The 14,046-nt window shown below is 39.0% G+C and carries 12 protein-coding genes; 1 reads left to right on the top strand and 11 read right to left on the bottom strand.

Annotated features, from left to right (window positions below):
* Positions 1 to 105: 105 nt before the first annotated feature.
* Positions 106 to 897, top strand: coding sequence for an outer membrane protein assembly factor BamD (locus H592_RS0102300; protein ID WP_028867322.1), 792 nt, complete (start codon positions 106 to 108; stop codon positions 895 to 897).
* Positions 898 to 1,050: 153 nt separating this feature from the next.
* Here H592_RS0102300 and H592_RS0102295 read toward each other — a convergent pair whose 3' ends face one another.
* The 11 genes from H592_RS0102295 to ileS all read right to left on the bottom strand — a co-directional run bounded on the left by H592_RS0102295 (position 1,051) and on the right by ileS (position 14,022).
* On the bottom strand, positions 1,051 to 1,389 hold the full coding sequence (locus tag H592_RS0102295; protein ID WP_028867321.1) for a P-II family nitrogen regulator: 339 nt from the start codon (positions 1,387 to 1,389) through the stop codon (positions 1,051 to 1,053).
* A 366-nt stretch (positions 1,390 to 1,755) separates the two neighbouring features.
* Positions 1,756 to 6,252, bottom strand: a complete 4,497-nt coding sequence (locus tag H592_RS21360; RefSeq protein WP_169727634.1) for a pilus assembly protein — start codon at positions 6,250 to 6,252, stop codon at positions 1,756 to 1,758.
* A 17-nt stretch (positions 6,253 to 6,269) separates the two neighbouring features.
* The gene (locus H592_RS0102285; protein WP_037070776.1) at positions 6,270 to 6,689 is read right to left on the bottom strand and encodes a type IV pilin protein; all 420 of its coding nucleotides are present in this window, start codon (positions 6,687 to 6,689) and stop codon (positions 6,270 to 6,272) included.
* Between the two features lie 6 nt (positions 6,690 to 6,695).
* Positions 6,696 to 7,178, bottom strand: coding sequence for a pilus assembly PilX family protein (locus H592_RS0102280; protein WP_028867319.1), 483 nt, complete (start codon positions 7,176 to 7,178; stop codon positions 6,696 to 6,698).
* Between the two features lies 1 nt (position 7,179).
* On the bottom strand, positions 7,180 to 7,944 hold the full coding sequence (locus H592_RS0102275; RefSeq protein ID WP_028867318.1) for a PilW family protein: 765 nt from the start codon (positions 7,942 to 7,944) through the stop codon (positions 7,180 to 7,182).
* Positions 7,932 to 8,411: a type IV pilus modification protein PilV gene (gene pilV / locus H592_RS0102270; protein WP_028867317.1), complete on the bottom strand. Its 480-nt coding sequence runs from the start codon at positions 8,409 to 8,411 to the stop codon at positions 7,932 to 7,934. The genes H592_RS0102275 and pilV overlap by 13 nt, the downstream gene beginning before the upstream one ends.
* Positions 8,408 to 8,932 (bottom strand): GspH/FimT family pseudopilin, encoded by a 525-nt coding sequence (locus H592_RS0102265; protein ID WP_028867316.1) that lies wholly within the window; start codon positions 8,930 to 8,932, stop codon positions 8,408 to 8,410. The genes pilV and H592_RS0102265 overlap by 4 nt, the downstream gene beginning before the upstream one ends.
* Before the next feature lie 146 nt (positions 8,933 to 9,078).
* Positions 9,079 to 10,023 (bottom strand): 4-hydroxy-3-methylbut-2-enyl diphosphate reductase, encoded by a 945-nt coding sequence (ispH, locus tag H592_RS0102260; protein ID WP_028867315.1) that lies wholly within the window; start codon positions 10,021 to 10,023, stop codon positions 9,079 to 9,081.
* A 24-nt stretch (positions 10,024 to 10,047) separates the two neighbouring features.
* Positions 10,048 to 10,515, bottom strand: coding sequence for an FKBP-type peptidyl-prolyl cis-trans isomerase (gene fkpB / locus H592_RS0102255; RefSeq protein WP_245600351.1), 468 nt, complete (start codon positions 10,513 to 10,515; stop codon positions 10,048 to 10,050).
* Positions 10,516 to 10,527: 12 nt separating this feature from the next.
* Entirely contained in the window at positions 10,528 to 11,067 is a 540-nt protein-coding gene (gene lspA, locus H592_RS0102250) for a signal peptidase II (RefSeq protein WP_028867313.1), read from the bottom strand.
* A 120-nt stretch (positions 11,068 to 11,187) separates the two neighbouring features.
* Positions 11,188 to 14,022 (bottom strand): isoleucine--tRNA ligase, encoded by a 2,835-nt coding sequence (ileS, locus tag H592_RS0102245; protein ID WP_028867312.1) that lies wholly within the window; start codon positions 14,020 to 14,022, stop codon positions 11,188 to 11,190.
* Positions 14,023 to 14,046: the final 24 nt, after the last annotated feature.

Genomic DNA, 14,046 nt, shown 5'->3' with positions numbered 1-14,046 from the left:
TTGTCAGACAGACTTATCTTGTCACATTTTATCTTTTTTTACTTTTATTTCTTTCGGCGATAGCCGATACTGTACTTTTTAATATTGGCCGACATTATAACACTTATGAATAAGATCCTTAGACTAATAACGACCAGTTTTTTCATTGCCATTTTTATTACTGGCTGTTCATCGAAAAAAAGCAATAAACCAAAGATTGCTGACAAACCTCCTGTCATTTTATATCAAGAGGCTTCTGTAGCGCTAGAAACAGCGAACTTTGAAAAAGCCACTGACATTTTAGAAGCGCTAGATAGCCGCTACCCTTTTGGACCTCACTCAGAACAGGTGCAATTAGACCTTATTTACGCTTATTACAAACGTAATGAAATGGCGCTTGCATTAGCTAATATTGATAAGTTTATTCGTTTAAATCCAACCCATAAAGATTTAGATTATCTTTATTATATGCGTGGACTAACTAACTTATCTTCTGACGATCACTTTTTCCAAAATCTATTTGGTGTGGACCGTTTTAATCGTGACCAAAGTTATGCACAACGTGCTTTTAAAGACTTTAATCACATTCTAAAGTATTACCCTAATAGCCAATATGCAAAAGATGCTCGCCAACGTATGGTGTTTATCAAAGATAGAGTCGCACGTTATGAAATATCAATTGCTGAATGGTATATCAAACGTGAAGCTTATATAGCAGCGATCAACCGTGGTAAAACTGTTCTCAATAACTACCCTGATACAGAATCTGTAAAAGATGCCCTAGAGATCATGATCATTGCCTATAGGGAGTTAGGGTTAGTAGAACCAGAAAAGAATGCATTAGCGGTATTAAAGCTTAATTACCCAAATAGCCGAGTGGTAAAACGCACAGAAAGCTGGAGCGTATTTGACTGGTAATAATCTTTGTAAATAATCAGCGTAATATAGGATTATTTATAGGGTCCAAACAATAAAAAGGAGAACTTAGTTCTCCTTTTTATTGTTTGTTATTTAACAGAAATCAGTTTAATACTGTCATAACGGCTATATCAACGATTACTTAAAAATCGTTTAAACTGCTTCGCCGTCTTCTTCACCGGTACGGATACGAATAACTCGCTCTACAGGAGTAACAAAAATCTTACCGTCACCAATTTTACCCGTTTGAGCCGTGCTCATGATCGCTTCAATACAACGCTCAACATCTTCTTTTCTAACTACTAATTCAATTTTAACTTTTGGTAAAAAGTCCACCATGTACTCAGCACCACGGTATAATTCAGTATGCCCTTTTTGGCGGCCAAAACCTTTTACTTCTGATACTGTCATACCTGTCACATCAATCTCTGCAAGTGCTTCACGTACATCGTCCATTTTGAATGGTTTAATAATTGCTTCTATTTTTTTCATAATAAACTCTTAAGGTTGATTTCAAAGTACAATGGATGAAAGTAGTGTATTTGATTATTAAAATTCACGTTAATAATCAAGCCAATCGCTAAAGCAACAGTCATCATTTTATGGCTGACTTACTTTCATTTCCACCAATAATCTACAGGCTAATATCACTATTGATATTACACTAATTATAAATCAATAAAAAACAAACTTTTACCGTGAATATAACTTGCCTCACTGTATTTAAAATTAGCCACCTAATGGTAAAGCTTATCTTCTATGATAAGCCTCTCCCAAAATTAAACATGCCATCAAAGTACTTTTAACCTAAATCCTACTTTAGCTCGGCTTTCCCCAGCTAAAGCATAACCATTAAAGTTAGTATAAATGTCTCCAACTTAAGCGACCTGTTGCAATTGCTGTATCGTCAAAACAAATAACTTTGCCTGTACTTAATGTAATACAGGTTTTCAAAGCAACCTCATCAGAACCCAGCACTTCAGTAGTTGTGCCATCTTCATTTTCAATAATGACTATATTAGGAGACACTACGGACGTCATACCATTACTTACTCCATCTAAAAACTGATTAGAGCTATCATCGGGAATCGATTCATCTTCTGCAGTTAAAGGGTCATCGACCTTGGTCGTGCCTAAGTTCCAAGTTTGCCCTGTATATAAGTTTAACTCCATGTACCAACCTGTTCCTCCAGCTGAACACACATCAGGATTGGGCATTAAGGTAGTGAAACTGACTTTGTTAGCAAACACTAAGCTATTCCCAATCAACCTTTCACCATAGTTATTAGTATTAGCAACACCTGATTCATCATCTTCGGTATTAATCAGGTCTAAATAAAATCCATTCACAGTAGTCCAATCGACTGGATTACTTGATAATATTCGATTAGTACTCGTTTCTTTTATAATTGTTTGATTTTGTAATGTGCTAAATACACCTAACGTTCTTGTTGCACCAACAACTGCGGTATCTAAATGATCGGCAATCGCATAAAAACTTTGTGTTGCTTGGTTTTCAATATCCGTATCACCTTTTTCAATATACTTACCCGTACCAAATGCAACTATCACACCGCTACCACTTGGATGCCTAGCAACAGACGGACGTGTTGTAATAGATTGAGGCTGGTATTTAATACCATCCATAGTTGGACTAAGCGCCGTAAAGAGTGGATCCTCACTATCTTTTTTATTGCCCCACTCGGTAACGCTTTCATTACTAATATCAAACACCCACATATTGCCAAATAGATCCCCCGCATAGATATAATCAGCGATACTATCTCCATTATTATCAATGATAGCGGGTTGTGCTAATGCATTAGGTCTACCAGCCCCAGTTAGATCAGTTTGACTTCCCACACTAAGTTTCTTGATTAAAGCACCCGTAGTCAAATTAGCAATATAGATAGCCCCATTTGGATCCGTTGAGTTGAAGCCATTCTCAAAAATAACGCCTGTTTCTCCATTATGTAATTTAACGATAGTGGGAGAAGCAATGCTATGACCAATCCCTGCAAACCCAGTGGAAGCTGTAGTGATTTCCCACTTCATCATGTTGCCATTAGAGGACTTAACTTTAGATACATCCATTGCATAAAGGCCTTTAGCACCAAGACCTAGTCTACCTACGACTGTCGTACGGCCCACTTCTTTTGTTTCGTCATCAATCGTAAGCTCAATCTTGTCGGCATCATCTGAATAAGCAGTGATACCGCCATCTGTAGAATATTCATGAATATAAGTCGGTTCAACAAGCTGTCCTAAAGCGCTATAAATCCCGCTTGGTATGTAGGCGACAAGCTCTTTACCATTATTAGCATCAACGACATGCACCATGCCATCATTAGCACCAAAAACTAAGACTTCATCTTCAACCTGATGCCCTTTACCGATAGAAACATTATAAGGAGTGGAGTAGATAATATCTCCTAGTCTGCTATTACGTTCTCTAAACTCATAATCAGTATTTTCTGCCTCATGACTTCGATCACCACGAATATAATTAATAGCAGCTTCAATATAAGCGAACTCTTGGTTAGCGATATAACCTTGCCCCTGACCTTGACCATTTCCTGCATTACCGGGACTAGTAAAGTCACCTAGTAATAAATCCGATTGTTCAGTAGTAAAAATACTATCAAGTTCATTTTTATTATTCGGGGCTATAAATTCAAATACCGTTCCTTGCGATCCAGCAGTAGCGTCGTCACGGCGAGAGAATATCTTACGGGTGCTAATATCCATTGCATCTAACTGTTCAGCAGCACTCCATGAAGCCGTTGACGGGTACTCTCCACTGGTGTTTGCAATATAAGCTTTAACATCACCGCTCCAAGCAGCTTCTTCAAAGGAAGTTTGATAGACCAAACTGCCTACCCTTAAAAAGTTAGACGAAAAAACAGGAGAGGTACTGGCCACATTGCCGTCATAGGCTAAATCAAAGGCAGCAGCTAATTGATATTGTAGTTGGCCAGCATTGGTAACAGGAAAATAGTTATCAGGGTCGCCATTTTGATCCGTATCCCATTCATTAATAAGGTCTGGTTTTTGGTTATGATTAATATCTGAAAACCCTCCCCACTTAGCCGCATACCAAAGGGGGGAAGGTAAAAAATCAGCAGCTTTTGCTTCACTTGGAAAAAACACCCTCGTTGCCAAATAGCCTAATTTCTCATTGCTACCACTTTCTTTTCTATTTCTAAAATCAGTTGAGGTAGGTGTATCTAAATAATATTTAACATCATTACCATTTCTATCTTTAACTTCTAAATAAGTATTATCCTGAGTTGTACCTGAAATAACATACCCTGCATGCTGGTCAATACTGCCGGAAGCAGAAACCGAGTCGATTGTAATCTCAACCCCTTTAGCTGTTTCTATACAATTAGTATTTTCATATGTTTTACAAAGGGTATCCTTCACTTCATAGGTATATTTAACGATCATATCCATATCATGATCGGCACCTTGCTCAACATCTTCAAAGTTGATACGAAATATGCCTTTAGTAGAACTAATCGATTCAACATACCAATCAACAATCGTATTAGTAGGTTGATATTCACCTTCATCAGACTTAATAGGGTAACTACTAGGCCCTAATACTGACTTAGCAAAAGGCACTATTTTAATAATTTCACCACCTACCTCAACATTAATTTCCGGTAAGGTAGACGCTAATGCAACCACCATAGTAGTCACATTTTGTGTGCCATCTTTAGTCAGATGAATATCATTATTATACCCATAATAAGCCACAGCAGATGAACTATAACTGCCCTTTTTAGTTGGTTCCGCTGGCGCAAGTCCTCTCACATGGCCAAGACCTGTTATTTCTTTAGCCGTCGGAGCTCCATTGCTATCAACCCGTGATTGACCAATAAAAAACTGACCAGATGTTTTATTTTCATTAGTAGAGATTATTGAAAGTAAATCGGTGACACTAAAGCTGGGTAAGGTTGTTCCTTCATAAACTTCATCTTTATTAGCACTTTTTATAAATTCGCTATAAACACCGGGTAATTGGTCTGAATCATAGGAAGGATTTATATCACTGATTAAAAGTACATTAGGATCGGCACACGTACCACGACTAGCAAACGGGTCATCCCAAGCAGGTGCGGTTAAACCGATATCCTCATCGTAACTTCCAGAGGTCTCATAACTTGGACTGGCAATTCCAACACCAGAAAAATAACGCATTGCTTCATAGAGCATTTCGCCTGTAGGATTACCCCAAGAAGCACATTTTCCATCGGAAATTGGGCCATCAGTTATCCAACCACAATTTTTGTTATAAGATTGATTGCCAGAATTAAAGCCATGAATCCTTAGTTTATTAATCGTTGCAACGATGCCATTATAATCTTCTATATATTGTCCATTTTGTTCATTAACTTCTGCAGAAAATTGGCCAATTGCTTTTCTGAGTACTCCACCCGATAAATTTTTATTATAACTTCCCGTCAATAAGCCGAACAGCATTTGGTTTTGTTCGCCGTAATTATGCAATAGACCAGTTGGTTTATAATTGCCATTGGGATACAACTTACAATTAGAATTATCTCTAAACCCCTCCTTACAAATCTCAACTCTTACCACATAATCTGTTCCAGATTTTTTTAAAACAGGCCGGCCCGAAGAAGCCCAGTTCCAAACGTCGTCATTTACATTTTTGCGTATTCGCAAAATTGGATTTTTGGTGGAGTCACCATAAGTCACAGAGCCAAAAAAGTGCTGCTTACCTGAATCCGGCACTGACAAAGGCGCGTAATCAGCAATATCATAACCATCGACAGCTATTGAGGTATAGGCTTTACCCCAACTGTGGGCGTCTTGTGGAATAAATACACGTTCTAGTATGGTTTTATCTACGTCATCAGTGCTACGCGTTCCACCATAAAGTACTTTTCGCAGTACATCCATGCGTGTCATGGTTAAATAGTTAAGAAAGTTGCCACTCCATTCTTCAGATGCTGTGCAGGTAGCAGCAATCCTTTGCGGGACAAAGATATTAGACTCGGGTTTATAACAATACCTAGAATCAAAATACCCTTCATAGGCATAATCAGGCATAAACTTAATATCGAGAATACCATCACCATTTAAGTCGGATGCATCATTATAGGCTTCATAATAAAGTGTATGGTCTCGTCCCATCACGAGCATCATCATTGGTGATTCTGTAGTGCCCGTATAAAGAGGCTTAGTCGCTAAATCTAAATCAGCTGCATTGACTGACGTTGCACTCAGCAGCAGTGTTGATGACACTAGCAATGTTGATGATAGTAACTGGGCTGATGATAATAACTGCATTACCGGTGGTATATTTCGGTTTAATAATTTTTTCATCATAATGTCCTCATTCATTACCAACACTCGCTTGTACTTGCCGTTGTACTGCCCGTTTGTGTGATTTTTAATGTGCCACAGACATCATTAGCCTGTGTGCTTTTAGGTATCGCAGATAATGTAAACGTAGTGCTACTCGATGATGCGCTTAAATTATAATATTGGCTAAAATCATCGGAGGTGGTAAATGAAGTGATAGCAGCACCTGACACGACACTAGTGTAATTAAAATTCATTGCGTAAGCGCTTTCCATCATTTGTGAAGCTTCTAGTAATGTACGTACCGCCTCTTGGCGCCGAGTTTTCTGCATAACACTTGTATAACTAGGGTAAGCAATGGACACCAGAATCCCCACAATCGCCATTACCACCATCAACTCAAGTAAAGTAAAGCCGGCACTTGATTTTGTATTACGCTTTGTATTGTCTTTTATCATTATTGATTACTCCAGTATTGCGTAATAGCTTTGTAAATAAGCTACTGCTTGCCCTTTACCCTGTGCTTTTGCAGTCACACGGTAAAAGCGGCGCTGAATTGCATTTGTACCTAACATTAAACTTTCATCGAGACCGTCGTCCTGCAGAAGATAAACAGGGGAACCTTCTAGACCATTATTGACTGTTTTTTTATTTTGCCAATTACTCTCTAGATGCCACCAATTATCAGATCTCGTGGTATCAGTAACAAGGTTCCCTTTGAGATTCTCAGGTTCTAGATAGTTAAATAGAATAAATTTATGCGCTTCCGATAGTGCAGACTCCGCATTATTAACACTGGATACATGATCGTAGTTAACAGAGCTTACTCTTCTTAGAGCAATCACTTGCTGGCTAACAGCCACTCCCAATATAGAGATCACTAATACCATCAATAACGACGTAATTAACGCGGCGCCATACTGGCCTCTTTTCGATATACTATTCATATTAATTACCTTTATTTCTAATAAGCACAGTTTCCATCACCACAGATCGGTAATTGGTATCATTGGCGGAACTGATCGTTTGATTAAAAAGTTTATAAGAGTTGCTATTAATTAAGCCATGAGCAGACACATTTTGTGATAAAAGTAAGCCAATTTTAATACGATTAATGGCATTCCAGTCGGTCATTGTTGCAGCCGTAAAATAACGAGTGCTGTTATCTGTTGTGCCATACAACAACTCTAAGAACTCTACATTTTCATCTAATATAAGCGCTGCATTAGCTTTATCCTGACAGACTAATTGATTACTAGCATTTACATAGAGGGTGATCTCGTGAAGAGTACTGTTACCAACATCATTGCCATTACAGGAAATAACGCCACTTTGTGCAGATCCTAAAAAACGTAACACTAAAATATCAGACCCTGCCTTTTCATCGGTAAGCACAGTTGAAGCGGTCATTCCTTGTATCGTTTGCCCTGAAATCCAATTCACACCAGCAGAAGAAAGTCCGACGCCAAACGGTGAGCTATTTCGTAGTGTCGCGATATCTCTAAACCCAGCTTGTTGGATATAAAGGCGCATGGTTTGCACTGCCATTCTACTTTTTGCCGTTAACGCTTGGGTGCTACGCACAGATTCATAAGCACGCATATCGCCCATCACCGAATAAAAAAGCCCAGCAACAATCAGTAATGAAATGACCATAGCAATCATCAGCTCAATTAAGCTAAAACCTTGATTATATTTTCTTAAGGGATCCATATACTTAGGCTCCCACATTGGTATGAATTAGGATTTCCAGCGTCGCACACAGCGCTACTTGCACCTGTTTTAGCCGCATCCCAAATTAAAGTTAAGGTGTAAACATTACCGTTATTAACAACAGAAAAACTGGGAGAAGGTAAGCTACCTCGTAGATGGTTAAACCATTCTGCTAATTCGGCCGTTGCAAACTCGCTGTCGGAGCAGGTCACTAAAGAACAATTTTTAGCGGCAACAATGGCATTACCAGAAAGGTTATCTGTAATGAAACTAGGAGCAAGGTCAGCGTTTGCTCGAAGCCTTTGCGCTAAATCTGTCAACGCGATATTAGCCGTTTGTGTAAAACTAGCTCGTTGTGCCATGTCCATTGATTTTGCCTGCATTTTAGCGTGACCAAGTACACCGACGGCAACAATAATGAGTGCAATCAAAACCTCAATCAGTGTGAAACCTTTATAACCACTCATGAGCAATTTCCCGTAGCATTAGCAAAGCTAACACGGCCCATTACACTGAGTTGAATTTGATACACAACTGAATTATCGAGATTACTACAGATTTGAAATGTGTTTGCTGTTGCATGCCCCGTTGGAGCAAACCTAATTTGAGCAACATTACTTTTTATTGAGTTGGTCTTAGAAGTGAGATGGGTAACAATGATGTCGCCATTGCTTAGATCTAAAGTCGCACTTGCATCTTTATCTTCATAAACTAGCCAGTCACTTCCCCAATCGGTAACACTAGTACAAGTACTGCCGTCGGATGTTGGACATAGATAGACAAAAAAACCTTCGCTTTGTGCTTTTTCTTTGCCGCTATAAATCGAACTCACTAATGCATCACGTGTGGCACGTGTTTTACTTGATTCAATAAGGTTAGCAAACGAAGGCACAACAATACTTAACAGAATCGCTGCGATTGCAATGGTTATAATGAGCTCAACTAAGGTAAAACCTTGGTCTTTTTTGTGGGTAGTAAAACGCGTCATAACACCCTTAGTATAAAAATAAATAGATGAACATAATGACCTCAACCAAGGTCATTATTTATACTAGTCTAAATACCTTAAAATACCTAAAAAGTGTTATATGAAATGTGATGTTTTTTTAAATAAATGCAAACAAGTAAAAAATATTAATCTATTTGTTTAATACGTAACTCTGCAGGTACTTCAAATACCGTGTTTTCTTCTACACCTGGATTCTCAATAACCACATTTCCACCTATTTTTTGTAACTTTCGAATAACTGCTTGTACTAGTACATCAGGAGCTGATGCGCCCGCCGTCACGCCTACTGTTTGTACATTCTCAAACCATTCATCTTTGATGTCGAATTCATTATCAATTAAGTATGATGTGATACCAACACTGGCTGCTTTTTCACGTAAGCGGTTGGAATTAGATGAATTAGTCGAGCCAACAACTAGCACTAAATCTGTTTTATCCGCGAGATCTTTAACTGCATCCTGTCGGTTTTGAGTGGCATAACAAATATCATTTTTTCGTGGCCCTTCGATACTTGGGAATTTAACCCGCAATGCATCAATAACATGCGCGGTATCATCAACTGACAAGGTTGTTTGAGAGCTATAACACAAGCTAGCTGGATTTTTTACCTCCAGTAAAGCCACATCTTCAGGTGACTCGACAAGATAAATACCACCTTCCTCACTATCGTACTGCCCCATCGTACCGATCACTTCTGGGTGCCCTTGATGTCCAATCAAAATGCATTCTTGATTACGGCGACTGGCACGGGTGACTTCCATATGAACTTTGGTCACTAACGGACAAGTGGCATCAAATACTTTCAATTCACGTCGTTTTGCTTCTTCGCGTACACTCTGTGCAACACCGTGCGCACTAAAAATAACGATATTATCGTCCGGCACTTCATCAAGTTCTTCAACAAATACCGCACCACGCACTTTTAAGTCATCAACCACATATTGGTTATGCACCACTTCATGGCGCACATAAATAGGGGCAGGGAAAAGCTCTAATGCACGTTCAACAATATTGATCGCACGGTGTACACCAGCACAAAAACCACGAGGGTTAGCTAAAATAATTTTCATAAGGCTCTCAATATTTCAGATTATTTATAAAACTTCTAAGACGTCAACTTCAAACGTCACTGTTTGTCCTGCTAACGGGTGGTTAAAATCAACGGTCACACTATCCGCCACTATTTCACGAATAATCCCCGGAATTTCATTGCCGTCTGGCTGCGTGAAACTAATAATAGTCCCTATTTCTGCAGGTACATCGGCAGAGAATTTACTAAGTTCAATATAATGAAAGTTATCTGGATTAGGTAATCCAAAAGCAGACTCAGGCGCAAGCGTAAAACTCTGAGAATCCCCTTCGCTCAAACCTAACAGACATTCTTCAAAGCCCGGTGTTAAGCTACCGTCACCCATTACAAATTTAGCCGGCTTATTATCGACCTTAGTACTATCAACGGCAGAACCATCTGTAAGCTTAATTGAAAAATGCATTAAAACTTCGCTATCTGCAGTGATCACTTTGCCATTATTGACGGTTTCGTTGGCCATTTTTACTGTCATTGTTGTTATTCCTTATTTGTTCTCATTTGCTTGTTTTTCACTTTCTTCGCGTTTTTCAGCCCACAATAGCGCATCAATAATAATCATGGCTGCACCGATAAAAATAGCAATATCCGCCACATTAAACGTTGGCCAACGATAAAAACCTAAGTCAAAATCTAAAAAGTCGACCACATAACCAAACATTAAACGGTCCATTACATTGCCTATCGCACCTGATAAAATAAGCGCATATGCACTATTAATCCAGCGGTGAGTTGCACTGGTGGTTTTCATTGAATACAAAAGATAAGCAGAAACTACAAAAGCAATCGCCGTGAATAAGTACTTCTGCCACCCTCCCGCATCACCTAAAAAGCTAAAAGCCGCGCCATAGTTACGTGCATAGGTAAAATTAAAGAAGGATAAAACCTCATAGGATTCATACAAATCTAACATCTGTATCGTCAAATATTTAGTTACTTGATCAATAATTAAAACCACAACAGTTAACCATAAACAAGATAAACCAGAACGAACACTAACGTTAGAGGGTGTTGATTTCTGTGTCATTGATATTCCCAAATAATGGTGAAGACAAAGATTAAAAAAAACGCCTTAAATCATTTTCATAACTAAGGCGTTTAGTAAAAATGCATTTAATATAAAAGCATTAATTTATGTTATTGCCTATTAAGCAAATTGGCGAGTTTCACCTTCACCGTCAACGTTAGTAATACAACGTCCACATAATTCTGGATGTAGCTCATTTTGGCCAACTTCTTCACGGTGATGCCAACAACGATCACACTTAGCCGCAGCACTTTTTTGTACTTGTACCGATAAGCCTTTTAATTCGGTTGCAACGGCATCAGCAGGCGCATCCGCAAAAGGTTTAACGCTAGCTTGTGAAGTAATTAGTACAAAACGTAATTCGTCTTCTAGGGTATTCAGTAATGCACTGATTTCATCGGAAGCATACAAAGTTACTTCAGCTTCTAATCCACCGCCAATCACCGCTTCTTTACGAGCCAGCTCTAAGGCTTTATTCGCTTCAGCACGAATCGCAATCAGCTGAGTCCATTTATCATTACTGATCACTTCGCTATCAGATAAACCAAACAAACCTTCATACCAAGTTTCAGTAAATACAAATTCATTACGCTCGCCCGGTAAACGGCCCCAGATTTCATCTGCAGTGAAACTTAGAATTGGCGCAATCAAACGTACTAGAGATTCAACAATATGATACAGCGCAGTTTGACAGCTTAAATGAGCATTACTGCCCGTTTTAGCAGTGTACTGACGATCTTTAATAATATCTAAGTAGAAACTACCTAAATCAATTGAACAGAAGTGCATTAGCTTCTGATAAACAACATGTAAGTTGTAGTTATCGTAAGCTTCAATCACTTCATTTTGTAACGTTAGAGCTTTAGCAACAATCCAGCGGTCCAATGCCACCATCTCTTCTGGCGCAACTAAATCAGTTTGTGGATCGAAACCATTTAAATTCGATAATAAGAAACGTGAAGTATTACGAATACGACGATAGCTATCGGCACTACGGTTTAAGATTTCATCAGAAACGGTAATTTCGCCAGTGTAATCCGTAGAAGCAACCCATAAACGCAAAATATCAGCGCCTAGATCATTCATCACGGTTTGTGGAGACATAACGTTGCCTAATGATTTAGACATTTTTTTACCATCGCCATCAACCACAAAACCATGTGTTAATACTTCTTTATATGGCGCTACGCCGTTGATTGCCGTGCTAGTTAACAATGAAGACTGGAACCAACCACGATGTTGATCAGAACCTTCTAAATACAAATCAGCCGTCGCTTGAGAACCATCTGCTTGCTTATATTCTTCGCGAACACCGACTACTGAAGCATGCGTAGTACCAGAGTCAAACCAAACATCTAGTGTATCGGTCACTTTGCGGAACTGCTCAGCTTCAAAACCTAAAATAGATTCAGGCTCTAAATCGAACCAAGCTTGAATACCTTCTTTTTCGATTTTTTGTGCAATCAACTCCATCATTTCAATAGAGTTCTCATGCAATTCATCGGTCTCTTTATTCACAAATAAAGTGATCGGTACACCCCAAGTACGTTGGCGTGATACACACCAGTCTGGACGACCTTCAATCATTTTTTCAATACGGTTTTGGCCCCAGCTTGGGATCCATTTAACGTCTTTAATTTCTGATAATGCACTATCACGTAAGCCTTTTTGATCCATAGAGATAAACCATTGTGGCGTCGCTCGGAAGATAATAGGCGTTTTGTGTCTCCAGCAATGTGGGTAGCTGTGTTTAATATTCACGTGATATAATAAAGCATTACGCTCATTTAATACTTCTAATACTTTGTCATTTGCTTTAAATACATGCAAACCTGCAAAGAACTCAGTGTCTTCACGGAAAACACCATTGTCACCAACAGGATTAGCCACTTCTAGTTCGTATTTTAAACCCGCAGAGTAATCGTCTTGACCATGACCCGGTGCAGTATGAACACAACCTGTACCCGCATCGATAGTGACATGGTCAGCAACAATCGCTGGCACTTGTAACGCTAAGAATGGGTGTTGGAATAACTGTTTCTCTAGCTCCGCACCTTTAGTGATAGCTAACGTAGTAAAGTTTTCGATACCGTAACGAGTCATGCAGTCAGCCACTAAATCAGTCGCTAAGATTAAACGACGTTCACCGGCTTGTACTAATGAGTATTCAACTTTTGCAGCAAGTGCAATGGCACGGTTAGCAGGCAGTGTCCAAGGAGTTGTTGTCCAAATAACAGCAGAAATATCGCCATTACCAAAATCATCAGCTTGTTTTTCAAAACACGCTAAAACTGCATCAACATCAACGGCATTAAAGGCAACGTCGATTGCTGGTGATAATTTATCTTCGTACTCAACTTCCGCTTCTGCTAGCGCAGAGCCACAATCGGTACACCAATGAACGGGTTTTGAGCCTTTGTGTAAATGATCATTTTTAATGATACTAGCTAACGCACGAACAATATTTGCTTCTGTTTTAAAGTTCATGGTTAGGTATGGGTTATCCCACTCACCTAATACACCTAAACGTTTAAAGTCCTTACGTTGGCCGTCAACCTGACGAGCAGCATATTCACGACACTTAACACGAAATTCTGCAGCAGTTAGCTTTTTACCTGGCTTACCGTGTTTTTGTTCTACTTTGAGCTCAATAGGTAAACCATGACAATCCCAACCAGGAATGTAAGGCGCATCAAAATCAGATAACGTTTTAGATTTAACAATAATATCTTTCAGGATTTTATTAACCGAGTGACCGATATGAATATCGCCATTTGCATAAGGAGGTCCATCATGCAGAATGAATGTTTTTTTACCTTTTTTGGCCGCACGGATCTTGCCGTAAAGATCTTGTTTGTACCAATTTTTAAGCATATTTGGCTCACGATTCGCCAAGTTTGCTCGCATCGGGAAACCAGTTTTTGGTAAATTTAATGTACTTTTGTAATCACTCATCGGTTTTTATTCCATCTAACGATT

The sequence above is a fragment of the Psychromonas arctica DSM 14288 genome (assembly GCF_000482725.1).
Lineage (GTDB): Bacteria > Pseudomonadota > Gammaproteobacteria > Enterobacterales > Psychromonadaceae > Psychromonas > Psychromonas arctica.
The sequence above is the reverse complement of the archived record's forward strand: the minus strand, read 5'-3'. Positions and strand labels throughout refer to the sequence as shown.

Excerpts from the sequence above, each read along its gene's own strand:
- H592_RS0102300 (WP_028867322.1), top strand. The coding sequence starts at position 106 with ATGAATAAGATCCTTAGACTAATAACGACCAGTTTTTTCATTGCCATT.
- H592_RS0102295 (WP_028867321.1), bottom strand. The coding sequence starts at position 1,389 with ATGAAAAAAATAGAAGCAATTATTAAACCATTCAAAATGGACGATGTA.
- H592_RS21360 (WP_169727634.1), bottom strand. The coding sequence starts at position 6,252 with ATGAAAAAATTATTAAACCGAAATATACCACCGGTAATGCAGTTATTA.
- H592_RS0102285 (WP_037070776.1), bottom strand. The coding sequence starts at position 6,689 with ATGATAAAAGACAATACAAAGCGTAATACAAAATCAAGTGCCGGCTTT.
- H592_RS0102280 (WP_028867319.1), bottom strand. The coding sequence starts at position 7,178 with ATGAATAGTATATCGAAAAGAGGCCAGTATGGCGCCGCGTTAATTACG.
- H592_RS0102275 (WP_028867318.1), bottom strand. The coding sequence starts at position 7,944 with ATGGATCCCTTAAGAAAATATAATCAAGGTTTTAGCTTAATTGAGCTG.
- pilV (WP_028867317.1), bottom strand. The coding sequence starts at position 8,411 with ATGAGTGGTTATAAAGGTTTCACACTGATTGAGGTTTTGATTGCACTC.
- H592_RS0102265 (WP_028867316.1), bottom strand. The coding sequence starts at position 8,932 with ATGACGCGTTTTACTACCCACAAAAAAGACCAAGGTTTTACCTTAGTT.
- ispH (WP_028867315.1), bottom strand. The coding sequence starts at position 10,023 with ATGAAAATTATTTTAGCTAACCCTCGTGGTTTTTGTGCTGGTGTACAC.
- fkpB (WP_245600351.1), bottom strand. The coding sequence starts at position 10,515 with ATGACAGTAAAAATGGCCAACGAAACCGTCAATAATGGCAAAGTGATC.
- lspA (WP_028867313.1), bottom strand. The coding sequence starts at position 11,067 with ATGACACAGAAATCAACACCCTCTAACGTTAGTGTTCGTTCTGGTTTA.
- ileS (WP_028867312.1), bottom strand. The coding sequence starts at position 14,022 with ATGAGTGATTACAAAAGTACATTAAATTTACCAAAAACTGGTTTCCCG.